General features: G+C 63.4%; 21 protein-coding genes. 6 read left to right on the forward strand and 15 right to left on the reverse strand.

All coding sequences use genetic code 11. The features are described 5' to 3' along the window. Window positions 1-2: 2 nt before the first annotated feature. Genes ABD704_RS05810 through ABD704_RS05860 form a run of 11 tightly spaced genes read right to left on the reverse strand, consistent with a single transcriptional unit; the run spans window position 3 to window position 7,679 of the window. Window positions 3-833, reverse strand: coding sequence for a flagellin (locus tag ABD704_RS05810; protein WP_344698732.1), 831 nt, complete (start codon window positions 831-833; stop codon window positions 3-5). Between the two features lie 10 nt (window positions 834-843). Continuing rightward, on the reverse strand, window positions 844-2,175 hold the full coding sequence (gene flgK, locus ABD704_RS05815) for a flagellar hook-associated protein FlgK (protein WP_344698733.1): 1,332 nt from the start codon (window positions 2,173-2,175) through the stop codon (window positions 844-846). Continuing rightward, window positions 2,172-2,471, reverse strand: a complete 300-nt coding sequence (locus tag ABD704_RS05820) for a rod-binding protein (protein WP_344698734.1) — start codon at window positions 2,469-2,471, stop codon at window positions 2,172-2,174. Before ABD704_RS05820 ends, flgK begins: the two co-directional genes overlap by 4 nt. Beyond that, window positions 2,468-3,586 (reverse strand): flagellar basal body P-ring protein FlgI, encoded by a 1,119-nt coding sequence (locus tag ABD704_RS05825; RefSeq protein WP_344698735.1) that lies wholly within the window; start codon window positions 3,584-3,586, stop codon window positions 2,468-2,470. Before ABD704_RS05825 ends, ABD704_RS05820 begins: the two co-directional genes overlap by 4 nt. Before the next feature lie 2 nt (window positions 3,587-3,588). Further along, the gene (locus tag ABD704_RS05830) at window positions 3,589-4,260 is read right to left on the reverse strand and encodes a flagellar basal body L-ring protein FlgH (RefSeq protein WP_344698736.1); all 672 of its coding nucleotides are present in this window, start codon (window positions 4,258-4,260) and stop codon (window positions 3,589-3,591) included. After that, a complete protein-coding gene (gene flgG, locus ABD704_RS05835; protein ID WP_344698737.1) occupies window positions 4,241-5,029 on the reverse strand; it encodes a flagellar basal-body rod protein FlgG in 789 nt (262 codons plus the stop codon). The genes ABD704_RS05830 and flgG overlap by 20 nt, the downstream gene beginning before the upstream one ends. 12 nt (window positions 5,030-5,041) lie before the next feature. Continuing rightward, window positions 5,042-5,785 (reverse strand): flagellar basal-body rod protein FlgF, encoded by a 744-nt coding sequence (gene flgF / locus ABD704_RS05840; protein WP_344698738.1) that lies wholly within the window; start codon window positions 5,783-5,785, stop codon window positions 5,042-5,044. Between the two features lie 8 nt (window positions 5,786-5,793). Further along, complete coding sequence (locus tag ABD704_RS05845; RefSeq protein ID WP_344698739.1) at window positions 5,794-6,621, reverse strand: flagellar hook-basal body complex protein; 828 nt, start codon at window positions 6,619-6,621, stop codon at window positions 5,794-5,796. Between the two features lie 14 nt (window positions 6,622-6,635). After that, entirely contained in the window at window positions 6,636-6,935 is a 300-nt protein-coding gene (locus tag ABD704_RS05850; RefSeq protein ID WP_344698740.1) for a flagellar hook assembly protein FlgD, read from the reverse strand. Then, complete coding sequence (gene flgC, locus ABD704_RS05855) at window positions 6,932-7,336, reverse strand: flagellar basal body rod protein FlgC (protein WP_344698741.1); 405 nt, start codon at window positions 7,334-7,336, stop codon at window positions 6,932-6,934. The genes ABD704_RS05850 and flgC overlap by 4 nt, the downstream gene beginning before the upstream one ends. Window position 7,337: 1 nt before the next feature. Then, window positions 7,338-7,679 (reverse strand): flagellar basal body rod protein FlgB, encoded by a 342-nt coding sequence (locus tag ABD704_RS05860; RefSeq protein ID WP_344698742.1) that lies wholly within the window; start codon window positions 7,677-7,679, stop codon window positions 7,338-7,340. Window positions 7,680-7,924: 245 nt separating this feature from the next. Between ABD704_RS05860 and ABD704_RS05865 the strand changes: the two genes are divergently transcribed. The 6 genes from ABD704_RS05865 to ABD704_RS05890 all read left to right on the forward strand — a co-directional run bounded on the left by ABD704_RS05865 (window position 7,925) and on the right by ABD704_RS05890 (window position 12,726). Continuing rightward, window positions 7,925-8,395, forward strand: a complete 471-nt coding sequence (locus ABD704_RS05865) for a flagella basal body P-ring formation protein FlgA (protein ID WP_344698743.1) — start codon at window positions 7,925-7,927, stop codon at window positions 8,393-8,395. A 70-nt stretch (window positions 8,396-8,465) separates the two neighbouring features. Continuing rightward, the gene (gene flgM, locus ABD704_RS05870) at window positions 8,466-8,738 is read left to right on the forward strand and encodes a flagellar biosynthesis anti-sigma factor FlgM (protein WP_344698744.1); all 273 of its coding nucleotides are present in this window, start codon (window positions 8,466-8,468) and stop codon (window positions 8,736-8,738) included. Further along, window positions 8,735-9,049, forward strand: coding sequence for a hypothetical protein (locus ABD704_RS05875; protein ID WP_344698745.1), 315 nt, complete (start codon window positions 8,735-8,737; stop codon window positions 9,047-9,049). Before flgM ends, ABD704_RS05875 begins: the two co-directional genes overlap by 4 nt. A gap of 52 nt (window positions 9,050-9,101) precedes the next feature. After that, complete coding sequence (locus ABD704_RS05880) at window positions 9,102-9,893, forward strand: transglycosylase SLT domain-containing protein (protein ID WP_344698746.1); 792 nt, start codon at window positions 9,102-9,104, stop codon at window positions 9,891-9,893. Next, window positions 9,890-11,992, forward strand: a complete 2,103-nt coding sequence (gene flhA / locus ABD704_RS05885; RefSeq protein WP_344698747.1) for a flagellar biosynthesis protein FlhA — start codon at window positions 9,890-9,892, stop codon at window positions 11,990-11,992. Before ABD704_RS05880 ends, flhA begins: the two co-directional genes overlap by 4 nt. Continuing rightward, a complete protein-coding gene (locus ABD704_RS05890) occupies window positions 11,992-12,726 on the forward strand; it encodes a FliA/WhiG family RNA polymerase sigma factor (RefSeq protein ID WP_344698748.1) in 735 nt (244 codons plus the stop codon). Before flhA ends, ABD704_RS05890 begins: the two co-directional genes overlap by 1 nt. 69 nt (window positions 12,727-12,795) lie before the next feature. Here ABD704_RS05890 and ABD704_RS05895 read toward each other — a convergent pair whose 3' ends face one another. From ABD704_RS05895 to fliR, 4 genes are all read right to left on the reverse strand, one after another. After that, the gene (locus tag ABD704_RS05895) at window positions 12,796-13,182 is read right to left on the reverse strand and encodes a flagellar export chaperone FliS (protein ID WP_344698749.1); all 387 of its coding nucleotides are present in this window, start codon (window positions 13,180-13,182) and stop codon (window positions 12,796-12,798) included. Window position 13,183: 1 nt separating this feature from the next. Beyond that, a complete protein-coding gene (gene fliD / locus ABD704_RS05900) occupies window positions 13,184-14,548 on the reverse strand; it encodes a flagellar filament capping protein FliD (protein WP_344698750.1) in 1,365 nt (454 codons plus the stop codon). Window positions 14,549-14,617: 69 nt separating this feature from the next. After that, complete coding sequence (gene flhB, locus ABD704_RS05905) at window positions 14,618-15,775, reverse strand: flagellar type III secretion system protein FlhB (RefSeq protein WP_344698751.1); 1,158 nt, start codon at window positions 15,773-15,775, stop codon at window positions 14,618-14,620. After that, the gene (gene fliR, locus ABD704_RS05910; protein WP_344700502.1) at window positions 15,765-16,496 is read right to left on the reverse strand and encodes a flagellar biosynthetic protein FliR; all 732 of its coding nucleotides are present in this window, start codon (window positions 16,494-16,496) and stop codon (window positions 15,765-15,767) included. The genes flhB and fliR overlap by 11 nt, the downstream gene beginning before the upstream one ends. Window positions 16,497-16,522: the final 26 nt, after the last annotated feature.

Consider the following 16,522-nt stretch of genomic DNA (forward strand, 5'->3'; position numbering starts at 1 on the left):
GGTCAGGATAAGAGGTCGATGAGCGAGCGGCGATTGATCCTCGCGAACGCCGACTGGGCTGCTTCGAGCGTCAACTGCTGCGCATTCAACGTTGCAATTGCCGTCGTGAGGTCGGTCTTTTCGAGACCCGTGCGTTCGGCTGCGAGATCGACATTGCGGGTCTCGTTGCTGTCGGCGAGGCGATCGAGCCGCGATGCGCCATTACCGATCGTCGCTGCGACCGAAGCGCCGTGCTGGATCAATCCGTCAGCGATCGACAGCGCACTATCGAGCTGGGCCCTGTTCCCGCTCCCGACCGCCAATGCCATGGTTTCGAGTTGCTGCGTGATCGCAACACCCGAATATTGAAACACGTTCGCGCTCGTCGGGACGGGAGCAAACACAATTCCTTCGCCAAAGCGCATCGACCGTGCCGGGCCGCTGCTGAACAGGGGCTGCCCGAGGGATGACTCGGTCTGGCTGAGGGCGCCGAGCTCGTGGGCAATCGCCCGGATTTCGGCAGCGATCGTGTCCCGCGCGCTTTGCGGCAGCGATCCGGACGAGCCTTGGATCGTCAATTCCTGCACTCGCGCGAGCCGCTCGTTGAGCGTCTTCAAAACCCCATCGGCCTGGTTAGCGAGCGACGAGCCCAGTTCGATATTGCGCTTCCACACATCGGAATCCGCTTGGGCCTGGCGGATGCCGGCAATGCGCACCGATGCCCCGGGATCATCGGATGGCTGCTGAAGCCGGTTCCCGGTCGAGATCTGGATCTGCGTCGTCTCGATCGCCTTTGCCAGGCGTGACTGGCGGGCGATCTCGAAGGTCATCCGATTGCCGGTTGCGTTGATCATGTCACGCTCCTCAAATCGCTTGCAGGATGGACTGGAAGGTCTCGCGGGCGACTTGGATCACCCGCGCTGAGCCCTCGTAAGCCTGCTGAAAACGAAGCAGCTCGGCGGCCTCGTGGTCGAGATCGACGCCGGACAGTTCAGCGCGAGCCGCAAGCGCTCCATCGCGGCGTGTTGAGGCGGCGGAGTCCTGCGCCTTAGCGGCCGAAACCATCTGCGCGTGGGCCGCGATCATCTGGGCCCAGCCCTGCTCCGTACCACCTTGTCCTCGCAGGTTCGCGAACGACAGAAGATTGCCGTTGTCACTGAACGCATCGGCAGCGGCGACATCATTCGGAGCGAGCGGCAAGGCGGCAAGCGAGGCAGCGGTCCCGCCGAAACTCACTAAAGGGCCACCAGGATTCCCATTGAGGTCCTTGCCCGCCTGGTGGGCAGCATTGAGCTGGGTCGCAAACTGGCCCGCCAGCTGGTCGAGCTCCGAGCGCTCGCCGGAGATCGTCGACGCGGCTGCGGTCAACCCGGACAGGCTTCCAGAAGCCGGAGCAATGGCCGCGCCGGCAAGGGTCAGGGACAAAGTGCCGTCGGGCGCACCAGTCACTCCAAGCGGTGAGATCAAAGGCCCGGCGAGCAGCGCGGGACCGCTGCTTCCGATGACTTGGACAGTCGCCGCGCCATGTGCATCCAACGTCACCGAGATTGGCAAAGCGCCGGATAGAGAGTCGAGGAGCCGGTCGCGCTCGTCCATCAGCGAAGCCTGGTTGGTCGAGCCCTCGCGCGAACGGAGCAAGGCTTCGTTGACACGCTGCAGCGCGGCGACGTCGGAATTGACCTGGTCGACGCCTGTACTAGCGGCCGTCGCGATCCCGTCGGATACGGATTGAAGTTGCGCTGCGGTGGTGCGGAACGCGTCTACGGTATTGCCGACGGACTGAAGAAAGGAGAGCCGCCAGGCATTGTTGGTGGGATCGGCCGCAAGCGTGTCGGCCGCATTGAACATCGCAGTCAACGACTGACCGACGCCATTCTCGCCGTCATCGAGCGCGCGCTCCCCGGCCTGAAGCCATTGCAAGCGTACCGTCGCCCGCTCGGCACCGCCGATCGAAGTGCGTGAATCTTCAACCAGCCAGTCGTCGACCGAGCGCTGAACCCCGTTTACCAACACGCCGCCGGGCGACGTCTGCGCCCTATAGAGAGGCATGTCGCCTGACCCTGCGGCTTCGGCGAGGCGGGTCGTCCGGCGGACATAGCCCGCGGTCTGGGCATTGGCGATATTGTCGCTGGTCGTCCCAAGCGCGTCGCGATAGGCTCTGAGGCCTGATGCGCCGATCGACATCAGATCGGTCATTTGCTCCCTCCCCGTGGCCCGAGCTGGCGCTCGATCATCTCCGCAATCCCAAACCGTCCGAGCGCTGCGATACTGTCTGCAGTGCGCGTGTCGGCCATCTCGCGGAAATTATCGGTGGCGCTGGAATCGAACGGATCGTCGGTCAGCTTCGCCTGGCGCATGCTGGCGATCATCTGCCGCAGGAACACCGCTTCGAACTGCTCGGCAACCTTCTTAAGTGCGGGATCAATCGTCGGCGACGGCGAGCCCGCCGCGGCGGTCGGCCGTATAGCGCCGGCGGTCGAGAGATTGCTCATTGGATCACCAGCTCGGCCTTGAGTGCGCCGGCCTGCTTGAGTGCCCCGAGAATGGCGACGAGATCGCCCGGCGAGGCGCCCAGGCGATTGATGCTGTCGACAATGTCCGAGAGCTTCGCGCCACGCGGCATCAGGAACATGGGACTGCCCTGCTCCTCGACATTGATCGCGCTCGATGGCGTGACGACGGTCTGTCCGCGGCTGAACGGCGCCGGCTGCGAGACCTGCGGCTCTTCGTCGATGCGAACGGTGAGCTTGCCGTGACTGACGGCCGCCGGACCGACCCGAACCGCGCCATTCATGACGACCGTTCCGGTACGTGCATTGACAATGACCCGTGCCGGCGCGTCGGCGGGGGTGATTTCGAGATTCTCGATGCGGCTCATCAAAGCGACACGCGCCTCCGCGCCGACTGGTGCGGCGATTCGGATGGACGTCCCGTCCATAGCGCGCGCGGCACCGTCGCCCATCGCGCGATTGATTGCATCAGCGACGCGCTTTGCGTTGGTGAGATCGAAATCAGAGAGGTTGAAACTGAGTTCGAATCGGGTCGCGAAGCCGGTCTCGACCGCTCGCTCGATGCTTGCTCCGCCCTCGATCCGGCCGGCGGCGGGATCGTTGACGACGGTCTTCGACCCGTCGGCGGCATCTACTCCCAGTCCGCCGATGACGAGATTGCCCTGCGCCATTGCATAGATCTGTCCGTCAGCACCCAGCAGCGGGGCAAGCACCAGCGTACCGCCGCGCAGCGACTTGGCCTTGCCGATTGCCGAAACCGTTACATCGAGCCGTTGGCCAGGCTTAGCGAACGGTGGAAGCTCCGCGGTGATCATCACAGCCGCGGCATTTTTGAGGGCCGGATTGATGCCCGCGGGGAGGTTAAGCCCGAAGCGCGACACCGCGCCTTTGACGCCCAATGTAGAATAATCGAGGCTGTCGTCGCCGGTGCCGGCGAGACCAACCACGATGCCGTAGCCCGTCAGCTGGTTACTCCTGAGGCCGTCGAACTGACCGAGATCCTTGATCCGTTCGGCATTGGCACGACCCGGGAACCACGCGACGAAGAGCGCAATTACGAGCAGTAGCCGGATGGCGGGGCGATGGAGCGCTAGCATCGTCAGAAGGGGCTGATCACGGAGAAGAAGCGCTGCAGCCAGCCCTGGCGCGACGCCCGGGCGATCTCGCCCTTTCCGATATAAAGAATTTTGGCATCGGCAACACGCGTCGAGAGCACACGGTTGTCGGCACTTATATCGGCGGCGCGCACGATCCCCGAAAATTGCACATGCTCGTCGCCGCGGTTCAAGGTGAGCAGCTTCTCGCCGCGCACCAGCATGGTTCCGTTTGGATATACTTCGGCGATGGTCACACTCAATTGCCCCGACAGTTGATTGGACTGGGCAGCACTGCCTTCACCTTTAAACGACTGCGTGCCGCCCATGTTTACATCCGAGGGCGAAAAGAAGCTGAGCGGACCGGTCACGGGCGGCGTCAAACCGATGCTTCCGTCGCGCCCCGTTTTGGCAGAGGTCGTCTTCTGGGCGATGGTCCGCTCTATGAGATCGATGGTGATGAGATCGCCGGGCCGCCCAGCGCGATTGCCTGAGGTCAGCGGCGTGAAGCTTCCCTGGAAAATCGCGCCATTGGCCGCCGACGGCGGTGCCGGTAGCGCGTAGGTCGGCGTGAAATCCGGTCGCTCGCGCGCCGCGACGGGCGTCGCGACGCACGCGGTGACAAGGTACCGGGCCAGGACCCAGGCAATGCGCCGGCTACAATTGCTGGTTCGCATTTTTCATCATTTCATCGGCAGCCTGGATCATTTTCGAATTGACCTCGTAGGCGCGCTGCGTCTCGATCATGTCGACCAGCTCTTCGACCACGTTGACGTTGGAGGATTCGAGCGCGCCAGAGCGGATCGAGCCGCGGCCTTCGAGCCCAGCAGCGCCAGTCTGCGGCGTCCCCGAGGCTGCTGTTTCGAGCAGCAGATTATCGCCGATCGGCTGAAGGCCGGCATCGTTGACGAAGCGCGCAGTCTCCACCTTTCCGAGCTCGGTCGGAGCGGTTTCACCTGCGACGATTGCAGAGACGGTGCCGTCAGCGCCGACGCTGATCGAGGTCGCACCCTGCGGCACCTGGATCTGCGGCTGAAGCGGCATCCCGTCGCCCGTCACGACGGTTCCCTCAGGCGAGAGGCTGAAGTTACCGGCGCGAGTATAGGCGGTGCGCCCGTCGGGCATCTGCACCTGGAAGAAGCCGCTACCCTCGATTGCCAGGTCGAGCGCGTTCCCGGTGGTGGAAATCGATCCCTGGGTGTTCATCCGCTCTGTTCCGGTCATTTGCACGCCGGTCCCGAGGTTGAGGCCCGTCGCATATTTGTTCTCGGCCGAGGACGAAGTGCCGGCGGCAATGATCTGCTGGTAGGCAAGACTCTCGAAGCTTGCCCGATCCCGCTTGAAACCGGTGGTGTTCACGTTGGCGAGATTATTGGCGATGACCTGCATCCGCCGGTTCTGCGCATCGAGGCCCGAACGGGCGACCTGCAAGGCTTGGTTGCTCATGAGCGAGGTTCCTTATTGAGGAAGCCGCATCAGCTCGGCCGACGCACCATCAAGGTCGCGGGCCGAGGTGATGAGCTTCAATTGGGTGTCCCAAGCGCGGCTCGCGTCGATCATGTCGACCAGCGCCTTGGTGGCCGAGACATTGGATTCCTCCAGCTGCCCGCTTGTGACGTGGGCATCCGGATCGACGGGCAGAACGCCGCCGCCCTTGACCCGGAACAGACCATCGAGGCCCTTGGCGATGGCGCTTCCGGCCGGGCTTGCGATCTTCAGGCGATCGACTTCCTGGGACTGCGATGGATCGCCTCCCGCTGGAACGACGAGGATCCGGCCGTCTTCGGCGATGGAAATCTTGTCGGCGGGCGGAAGCGTGATGGGCCCGCCCTGGCCCAAGACGGGGCGGCCGTCACCGGTGGTGAGGAGGCCACTTGAACTCAACTGAAGGTCGCCGCGGCGGGTGTACGCCTCGTCTCCGTCGTCGGCCTGCACGGCCAGAAGGGAATCGCCACCGAGCGCGATATCGAGGTCGCGCCCGGTGGCCGTGATCGATCCGGCTTTCATGTCGGCATTGACCACTTCTTCGCTGGCCATCGCCCGGTCGGTCAGGCTCGGCCCGTCGAGCCACAGGGCCTGCGCCTCGGCGATTTCGCCGCGGAAGCCCGGTGTCGAGGCGTTGGCAAGATTGTTTGCCGTCGCCTGCTGCCGGGCCATCGCGCCGCGCATCGCCGAAAGGCTCGTATAGATGAGGCGGTCCACGGTCTGGATCAGTTGATGTTGATGACCGCCTGGGTCATGTTCTTGGCGGTCTCGATCGCCTTCGCGTTGGCCTGGAAGTTCCTCTGCGCAGAGATGAGCGCGACGAGCTCTTCGGTGACATCGACGTTGGCACGCTCGAGTGCTCCCGACCGAATGCTCCCCAGGGGCCCGTTGGTTGCGGTGTTAATGAGCGCCGCGCCGCTTTCGCCGGTCGATTGCCAGTGGGCATCGCCAACCGGGCGAAGCCCCTCGACCGCTGTGAAGCTCGCCATCGCGACCTTTCCGAGCATTTGCGTCGAGCCATCGGCGTAGGTTGCCGTCACCAGGCCATCGATGCCGATGGAGACGTTGGCCAGGGTTGCCGTCGGATCGGTCGGCGAATTCGCCGGAAGCACCAGGTCCTGCGCATCGGACAATGCAGTGGACGTCGCATTGCCATTGGCGTCGACGGGGAGGACCTGGAGCTTGGAACCGATTGTGTCGACAACGTTGCGGTTGGCATCGACGCCGAAGGCGCCGTTGCGAGTGTAAGTGACTTCTGCGCGCGGCGGGGCGCCGCGAACGACGAAAAAGCCCTCGCCGGCAATGCCGAGATCGAGCGTCTTGTCGCTCGCCTCGAGCGTGCCTTGAGTGAACTGCTGGACCACGCCGTTGAGGCGCACGCCCTGGCCGGCCGTCATTTTAGTCGATTGTGTCGGCGAGCTTGCGAACAGATCGCCGAACTGGGCGCGGCTGCGCTTGAAGCCGGTCGAGCCGACATTAGCGAGGTTGTTGGAAATGGCGCCGAGGTCGGTCTGTGCCGCCTTGAGCCCGGAGAGCGAAGTATAGAAGGACATGGTGGTTCCTTTCTTCAGATCGAAGTTGTGCTGGAGGGTGTTGCCGACGACGCTTTGATCTCGGCGAGCAGTGCGGTCTGCGACCGGATCTGGTCGGCGATGGAACTCAGCGTGTCGTTCATCTGGCTGATCCCAGCGAGGCTGGAGAATTGCGCCATCTGCGCAATCATCTCTTTGTTATCGACCGGCTCGAACGGATCCTGCTGCTGAAGCTGGGTGGTCATCAGGGCGAGGAAATCGGACTCGCCGAGCGACTGGCCGTTGCTCTTGGGCTGAACGACGATGTCAGACCCATTGATTGGTGGAATGCTCATTGTCCCATCCTCAAGGTTTCGCTGATCAGGCCCTTGGCGGTTTGCAGGACCTGGACATTGTTTTGATACTGGCGGGCGGCTTCGATCATCTCGACGAGCTCGGCAGCGCTATCGACTGACGCTTCCCACACGTCGCCATTCTTGTCGGCGAGCGGATGGGTCGGATCGTGCTTCTTGATGGGGTTGGTCCCGGCGGTGGCGATGCGCTCGACCTCGACGGTTGCGCGGCCGGCGCCGTCCATGACCGTGCGGAAGACTGGCTTCATCGAGCGGAAGGCGGTCGCCTCACTGCCGCTCACCGAGGCTGCGTTGGCGAGGTTGGAAGCCGTCGTGTTGAGGCGCACAAGTTGCGCCGACATCGCGCGTCCCGAAATATCGAAGATCGACAGCGGAGCGCTCATGTCACTCTCCCTTGAGCGCGCGGCTGATCGTCGCGACCCGCGCCTGGAGGAACGACAAGCTCGCCCGGTAGCCGAGTGCATTCTCAGCGAATGCGGTCTGCTCGGTCGAGAGTTCGACCGTATTGCCATCTATCGATGACTGAACCGGAACCCGATAACGAATTGCACTCTCGGGATCCGAACCTTCCTCGGCAGCCTTAAGCGCGGCGCCGAAATCGAGATCGCGCGCCTTGTAATTGGGGGTCGCCGCGTTCGCGATGTTGGACGCAAGCATAGCCATACGCTGGTTGCGCAATTCGAGCGCGGTTGCGTGAATTCCAAAGAGGCCATCGCTGCCCGCCATGATCAAACTCCTCCCCCGGGATCGGGACGCAGCGATCAAAGCAACACGTATGCCAATTGGGTTTTGCTTATATTTTTCAGTAAGTTGATACAAAAGACCTACCTGCGCCTGACGACAGGCTGACTAGAGTGTCAAATTGCCGACGCCGTTCGCCGTTGGTTTGCCTGCGCGTCCTTCGAGCTGGCGCCGTTTGGCACTGAACTTGCAGATTGCCCGGGGACGCTTTTCTCGATGAGGACGATCCGATGAAGATCCATCTGCTGACGAGCCTGACGATGACCATCGCGACGGCGACGTCGGCGGCGCCCGCCTACCAGGATTTCGACGCGCTCGACGCGCGCATCGCGTCGCTGGCGGGTTCAGCGACTGCCGTTCCGATCGACAGGAGGATCAAGCTTGTCCCCTGCCCCGAGGAACCGGAAATCTCAGGGCCGGCAGGCGGTGCTCTTACGGTCCGCTGTCCGGCGCTCGGCTGGAGGATAAGGGTTGCGGTGACCGGCACGAGCGGAACTGCCGGGCCGGCTTCATCGGTGCTGGTGCATCGCGGCGATGCAGTTGAGCTGGTAGCCCACGGCGACGGCTATTCTGTGTCCTCGGTCGGAGTAGCGCTGGAGGAGGGACCGGTCGGCGGAGCGATTCGAGTCAAGATCCCGACATCTCCTTCGCCCGTGGCGGCGGTCGTCGCCCGCGCTGGCGTGGCTTCCATTTCGAATTAAAGAAAACCTGTGATGTGCCGTTTTATTCGTCAACGGGCGCAATGCCGCCCAGCGACGAAGGAGCGAAACGATGGTTGACCTTCCTGGGCCAGTGCCGCTGCGTGGGACTGCGGCATCGCCGCGGGCGCAAGCCAAGCCCGCGATCAGCAGCACGCCGAAGGTCGCGAGCGATGTCGCGGGCAAGAGCCTGCCGCAGCTTGTCGAGCTTGCCAACGAACTGGCGAGCGGGCCGCCCCCGCTCGATTATGCCCGCATTGCCCAGATCAGGGCCGCGATCAGCACCGGCACCTATCGCATCGATCCCGAAAGGATTGCGCAAGCGCTCACCGGGAAGGGTCGATGAGCGGATATCTCGAGCATGTGATTGCCTGCCAGGGCCAGCTGATCGAGGCGCTCGATTCGCGCCGCGCGGCGGCGATCGAGGTGGCAACGGCCCAACTTGCCGATGCGCTCGGCGCGCTTGGCGCCGAGGGTGCGCTCTATGGAGTTGAGGCGGGCCGCGTCGATCACGCGATGCGCCAGGCCCAGGCCGCGCGGATTCGTGTCAATGTCCTGTCGGACTGGACCCGTCAAAGAATTGACCGACTCGCCGAAATCCGTTGTGGCTCCACCGCAACCTATTCGAACAAGGGCATAACTACGCCAGTCGCCTGATTGGCACGAAGCTTGCTCATGGTTTCTCCGAGTTCAGCACGGAGGAACTGGAATGTCAGTCACAGGAGCCGCGAAACCGGGCCCAAGCGCGCACGTGCTCCGCTCGATCGCGGATGCCTCCCAGAAGACCGGCGTTTCGTTTGACTATCTCTTCAACCAGGCAAGGAGCGAAAGCGGGTTCAACCCAGCTGCGCGGGCGCCGACCTCGAGTGCATCGGGGCTTTACCAGTTCACCCGCCAGACGTGGCTTGCCACGCTTGACGCGCATGGCGCCGAGCACGGGCTCGGCTGGACCGTTGATGCAATCCAACGCCTGCCCGGCGGCAGATTCGCAGTAGGCGATGCGGATACGCGGCAGGCGATCCTCGACCTGCGGAGCGATCCCACCGCATCGGCGGCAATGGCGGCCGAGCTTGCCTCGGACAATGGCAATTTCCTTTCCCGTGAGCTTGGGCGCGATGCCACCGCGACCGATCTCGCCCTTGCCCATTTTCTCGGGGCAGAAGGGGCTGCCAAATTCCTGACAGCCTTTGCCGCCAACCCCGACGCGTCAGCGGCGCCGCTGTTTCCGGAGGCGGCCGCAGCCAATCGTGCGGTCTTTTATGATCAGGGCGGCGCGCCAAGGAGCCTCGCTGCAATCCACACACGCTTTGCGGCCATGGCGGGCGGTGAAGCTCCTGCTCAGCCAAGGCCCGCGACCTTTCACCAGGAGGTGAGCAGCGAAACCCGCTCATCTGGCTGGAGTGGCGCCACTCCCAATTTTGAGCCCATGCCAAAGCATCTTTCGCTCTCGTTCGCGCAAGCTGCCTATCGTCGGCTCCAGGCCATGGGCAGCGGCCAATGACCGGCGCCAAAGGACAATGGCTTCAGGCTGCCAGCGAAGGGGTGCTCCCTATCGCCATCCTGATGCTCGTCGTGCTGATGATCGTTCCGGTACCGTCGCTGGTCCTCGACATCGGCTTTGTTGGCAACATCATGGTGTCGCTTGCAGTTCTGATGGTGGCGCTCAATGCCGCGCGCCCGCTCGACTTCTCTGCCTTTCCGACGGTGCTGCTGTTCGCGACCCTCTTCCGGTTGGCGCTCAACGTTGCCTCCACCAGGGTCGTCCTAGTCGACGGTCACCACGGTCCCGCAGCTGCCGGGCACGTCATCGAAGCGTTCGGCAGCTTCATCATCGGCGGCAACTATATTGTCGGCCTGTTCGTGTTCGCCGTGCTGATGATCATCAACCTGGTGGTCATCACCAAGGGCGCCGGGCGCGTGTCCGAGGTCTCGGCCCGCTTCACGCTCGATGCGCTACCGGGCAAGCAGATGGCGATCGACGCCGACCTTAACGCCGGTCTCATTGTTCCAGAGGAAGCAAAAGCGCGCCGCGCCGATGTCGCGACCGAAGCCGATTTTTACGGTTCGATGGACGGTGCATCGAAGTTCGTGAAGGGCGACGCGGTCGCCGGCGTACTAATCCTCGTGGTCAATATCTTTGGCGGACTCCTCCTCGGCGTCGTCAGCCACAAGCTCGGGGTCGGTGAGGCGGCGCGAACCTACGTGCAACTGGCGATCGGCGATGCGCTTGTCGCACAGGTACCTGCCTTGCTGCTGTCGATCGCGGCCGCCGCGATTGTGACGCGCGTCAGCTCGCCGCTCAATCTGTCGCGGCAGATTTCGAGCCAGTTCGCGAAGCCCGGAGCCTGGGCACCGGTCGCCGCGATTCTCGGCATTCTCGGGCTCCTGCCCGGAATGCCGCACATCATCCTGTTGCCCGCTGCGGCCGTTGCGGGTTTCGCAAGCTGGCGCCTTTGCAGGGCTGCCGCGGCAGCGAGGGCCGCGACCCCGATCGAGGAGGCCGCCGAATCTCCGCAGGCGATCAGCTGGGCCGAGGTCAGCGATGCCGTGCCGATCACGCTTGAGCTTGGCTATCGACTGGTCGCGCTGGTCGACGAGCGCAAGGGCGCGCCGCTGATGAGCCGCATCACTGGCATCCGCAGACAATTGTCGCGCGAGCTCGGCTTTGTCCTTCCACTGGTAAGGGTGAAGGATAATCTTGCGCTCCAAGGCAATCGCTACCGGATTATCATCGCCGGTGTCGCTCTGGGCGAGGACGAAGTCTTTCCAGGCGAGCTCCTTGCGCTCGCCGCGGGGGACGATCCCGATCCGATCGACGGGCGAGCAGTGAAGGACCCGAGCTTTGGGCTCGACGCGACCTGGATCGATGAGGGGCGTCAGGCCGACGCCGTAGTTGCGGGCTATACGGTGGTCGACGCGCCGACGGTGGTTGCAACCCATCTCAATAATCTCGTCACCGCGCACTCCTCGACCCTGTTTGGGCTCGACGAGGGACAGGCGCTGATCGACCATCTCAAGGACCATTATCCCCAGCTTGCGCAGGGCCTCAGTCCGCAGCCTTATTCGCTGGCGACGATTACCACGGTCTGTCGCGCGCTGCTTGCCGAACGGGTCCCCTTGAAGGACTTCCGTCGCATCGCCGAAGCGATGGTCACGCTTGCTCCGCGTCAGCTCGATACGCCGACGCTCGTCGAGGCGGTGCGCCAGGAGATCGGTGCGCTCATCCTGCAGACGATCGTACCGGTGAAGCTCGCGCTTCCAGTCATCACCTTCGATGCCGAACTCGAACGATTGCTTTCCCAGTCGGTCGCAGCGGGTCCTGGAGCAGCGTGGCCGTTCGAGCCTGATCTCGCGCGGCGCATCGTCTCGTCGGTGAGCAATGCCGTGCAGCCTTATCTCATGGCCGCGCGCAGCTTTGCAGTCGTGACCTCGCCGGCCTGCCGTCCAGCTCTGTCGCGGCTCTTGCGCGCTCACCTGCCGGACGTTCCAGTCCTCTCATTCCTCGAAATTCCCGAAACAAAGGCGGTCGAAGTGATCGCGGTCGTCGGCGGGGCGGAACCCGCGCTCGAGGCCCTGCCCGCCCTTAGCGGAGACCTATAATGCTTCATGCACCCGTTCAGCACGATGAGTTCACCTATCGGCGTAACCCCAATCCGAATGGCCCCGACGCGCTTGTCAGAAAACATCGCGAGCTCGTTCGCAAGGTCGCCTGGCACGTCCATTCGGGGGTCTCAACCCGGATCGAACTTGAGGACTTGGTGCAGATCGGTCTCGTCGCATTGGTCGAGGCCGCCCGAACCTTCGAGGATCGCGGTGCTGCCTTTGCGCCTTATGCAGCAATGCGGGTGCGTGGTGCGATGATCGACCATTTGCGTCGCGAAGCGATGATGTCGCGCAGCGGGATGGCCAATCGCCGCATGCTCGCCACGACTCGCGCCGGTCTCGAATCCAGGCTGAGCCGCCGGGCGAGCGATCGTGAAATGGCCGAGGAGCTTGGCCAATCGCCCGAGGAATATCATTCTATGGTCGCCTCTGCCCAGCCGCTCGAACGGGAATCAATCGACGAGGTCTATGCCGACGACCAGCCCTGGTTCATGGATCTTGGTGATCGGGCCGACACGATTATTGAGCGCGAGCAGCTATTTGCAGGAATGGCAGCCGCAATCGCCGAGCTTCCCGAGCGGGAGGCGATGGTGCTCCAGCTCTACTTCGTCGAGGAGCTGAACCTTGAAGAGATCGGGGAGATTCTGGGCATCGGCGCGACGCGGATCTGCCAGATCAAGAAAGCCGCGCTTGCCAAACTCAAGGCGTGCCTCGAGGCTCGCTTCGAATAGGCGCCGGGTGCCGACGCATCGCGCGGCATCGAACTTGACCAGTCGGCGCCACAGAGGCAGCCTCTTCGCTCAGGCTGGCTCGCGAGCTCGGATTTTTGCCCAGGCGGCGAGCAGCTCTGCAACCGAGCCGCGGATCGCCTTGAGCTTGCCAGCATCGCCCGTCTGCACGCAAAGCGACAGCTCCTTCTGCATCGCCCGATAGATTTCGGAGAGGGTTCGGGCGACACTGCCACCGCGCTCGAAATCAAGGCTCGCCTCGAGCGCCAGGAGGATCGAGGATGCGCGCTCGCGTGAGGCCCGGTAGGCCTCGAGTTTTCCTTGCGCGACCGCGGTCGCCGTAATGTCGAGCGCCCCGACGAGCTCCTCGTAAAGGATGGTCACAAGCTCGTGCGGACTGGCCACCTCGATGCGGCTCGCGATCGACAATGCGCGATACTTTTGTTGGGCTGCGTACATGTCAGTTGTTGCTGCTTGTCCAGACCTTGACCTGCTGCTCAAGGTAGCTCTGGGTCGCCTTCAGGGCGGAGATGCGCGAATCCAGCGTGCCGAACTGTTTTTCGAGCCGGCTGCGGTAGGCCGCCTCGCGCTCATCCATTCTCGACTGGTCCTTGACGATACCGGCGGACTCGCTGTCGAGCCTTTTGCCGAGGCTCGCGAGCATTCCATTGGTGCCGGTCGCTCCATCGCTGAGCTTCTGGAGCGCGACCGCGATCCCCGGATCGCTGGTGGCGGTATGAGTGGAGTCCCGCGTCGGCGAAAACAGCGCCTCGACGGCGTCCGGATTATTCTTCAGCGCGGTATCGAGCTTTGCCGCGTCAAGGCTGATTGTGCCGTCGCGATTGGTGGCGATGCCAATGTCCGACAGCCGGCTAATCGTTGGATCGCTGCTGAGCGGGGTCGACAGGAAACTGCTCAACTGACGGTCAAGTGTGCGAAGCGCGCCGTCACCGCCGGTTGCGGTGCGTGCGGCCTCCATGTCCTTCTTGAGCGTATTATAGACACTGACGAAGTCCTGGATCGTCTGGCGTAGCGGCTCGGTGGGACGCGTGACGCCGATGGAAACCGATGTCCCGGGCGACGCCTTTTTGATCGTGAGCGTGACGCCCGAAATGACGTCCGCGACGGAGTTGCTGTCGCGGACATAAGCGACGCTATCGAGGGTGAACTTAGCGTCTTGCGCCGCCTGCCCCAGCGTCATGGTGCCGCCGCTTCCATAAGCGAAGCCCTGTAGCGCAGCATCGGTCGACGTCAGAGTGAAAGCCTTTGCGCTTCCCGTTTGCCCGCGCAGCACCAGCCGCGATCCGTTACCGTCCGAGACTACACTCGCGCTGACGCCGCTGCCGCTGATGTTGATTGCCGAGGCAAGGCCATTCAAGCTGTCGTGCGCGGCGTCGATGCTGATCGCGAAATCCTGACCGCCGACCGACAGTGTCATGTTGCCTTGGCCGATAGACGCCGCCGGGTCGGCGACATAATCTGAATAGACCGTCTGGGACCGAGCGAGCTGGTCGATAACAATTTCGCTTGCGAGATTTCCGATTCGTGCTCCGGCGTTCGCCACTGCCGACAGCGCGCTCGTGTCGGAGGGGCTCGGCTGCGATTGCATTGTGCCGCCGGCAACGAGTTCGGTCAGCGACTTAGCGAAGCTCTCTAAGTCCGAGCGCGCCTGCGCGACCGCGCTGATCTTTGATTGCACGGTCTGCAACCTCTTGGCGAGCATGTTGGCCTTGGGTGCGCGCGATGCATTGGCGAGATCGTCGACCAGCTTGGCCGTATCAAGGCCTGAGCCGCCGCCGAGGCTACTGACGATTGACGTGACCATAGCTGCTCCTTCCCTGATCTAAACGGCGGCAACTGGTTCTTTTGAAGGGCATCGTTCAAAGTTTTTGCGCTAATGCGCAGGCCTTGAAGCGGTCGCCCCAATGGGGTGCCCGTTCTCGTCGAACCTCTTGCCCTCCGGAACCAGAACGGAGGGCTGCTCGACCCCTTCAGCGAGCGACTCCTCCAGGCGGAAGACGAAGGCCAGGACCGTTGCGACTGCAATGAACAGGTCTTCGGCAATCACCTGGCCTGCGCGCGAAGTGAAATAGATTGCGCGGGCAAGCTGCGGGTACTCAAGCGTCGGAACGGCGCCCTCGCGGGCCAGCGCCTTGATTGCCTTGGCGGTCTCGCCGCGCCCGCGCGCGACGACTATTGGGGCGCCGTCTTTCATCGGATCGTAGCGCAGCGCGATTGCGAAATGGGTCGGATTGGTGAGGACCACGGTTGCTTCCTTGACCGCCTTGCGCGCTGAACCGCTGAGCACTTCGTGCTGGCGCTGGCGGATCGCCCGTTTGACCTCGGGCGAGCCTTCGGTCTGCTTCATGTCCTCACGCACTTCTTCCTTGCTCATGCGCAGGCGCCGATTGCGCTGGAAGATCTGCACGGGCACGTCGATCAGCGCGATCAGCAGCAGGGACGCGGCGAGGACCGAAAGAGCGAGGCGAAACAGTGAACCGATGGCGGCAGCCGATGAGCGCGCATCCATTGCGGCAAGGGAGAACAGTCCGCCGACATGCCTGGTTAAAAGCCAGTAGCCCGCCGCGCCGACCACAAGGGTCTTTGCAAGCGATTTGCCAAGCTCGACCAGCCCATTCAGGCTGAAGATGCGCTTGATCCCCGAGACGGGATTGATCCGGTTTGCCTTGAAGGCGAAGGCGCCGGTCCTGAATCCAAGCGACCCCAAAATGGCGGGCCCCATAGCCGAAGCGACTAAGGCAAGACCGAACAAGGCTCCCACTGGGACCGCGAGCGGGATCAGAAGCCGCGCTAATGACCGCCAGGGATCGAAGTCGGTGAGTTCCGACCGGCTGATCGTGAGGCCGCCAGCAACTAGATGCTGGCAAGTACCGACGAACAATGGGCCGACGAGCCATGCCCAGAGCGCGCCCGCGCTCAGCACCAGCGCAGTTCCGAGCTCGCGTGACTGAAGCAGGTCGCCCTCGCGCTCGGCCTCCTGCCGCCGGCGCGGCGTTGGCGCTTCGGTTTTCTGGTCGGCCTCAGCCGCCATGCGCGAGCCCGGCGGCCTGGTCGAGGCCCTGGCGGATTGCCGCAAGGATTGCGTCGGCCAGAAGTGGCGCGGTCATCGCAAGGAGAATGATGCCGGTCACCATCGCCGCCGGCATTCCGACACTGAACAGGTTGAGCGACGGGGCCGAGCGGCTGAGGACGCCGAGGATCAGCTGGACGAGCACCAGCGCTGCGGCGACCGGCAGCGCGATTGCGAGCCCTGCAGCGAAGATCAGGCCGCCGAGCGTTGAAAGTTCGGCGAACAGCTGGAGGGGAACGGCGCCGCCGGCCGGAAACGCGCCGTAGCTTTCAATGAGTATGCGGGCGAACAGCAGATGGCCATCGCTCGCGAGAAACAGGAAAGTCGCCATCATCATCAGAAGCTGGCCGACGGCCGAGCTCGACTGGCCGCTCACCGGATTGACCATCGATGCAAAGCCAAGCCCCATGGCGTTACTGATGGTCTCTCCCCCAACGAGCGCGGCTGCAAAGCCCACCTGAACGGCAAAGCCGAGCGCGAGACCGATCACGATCTCTCCTAGGGCGAGAAACAAGCCCGCGGCAGAAATCATGCCGTCGGCTGGCAAATGAACACCCGAGAGCTGTACCGCGGGAATGCCGATGGCGAGCGCGATCACGAGGCGAAGCTGGAGAGGTACTTGCGTCGAGCCAGTGAGCGGGGCCGCGAACAATGCGGCGCCTGGCCGGAGTATTGCCACCATCCAGACAAGCAGCTGCTGCTCGATCC

Origin of the sequence: Sphingomonas limnosediminicola (assembly GCF_039537965.1) — a bacterium.
In the GTDB taxonomy this organism is placed as follows: domain Bacteria; phylum Pseudomonadota; class Alphaproteobacteria; order Sphingomonadales; family Sphingomonadaceae; genus Sphingomicrobium; species Sphingomicrobium limnosediminicola.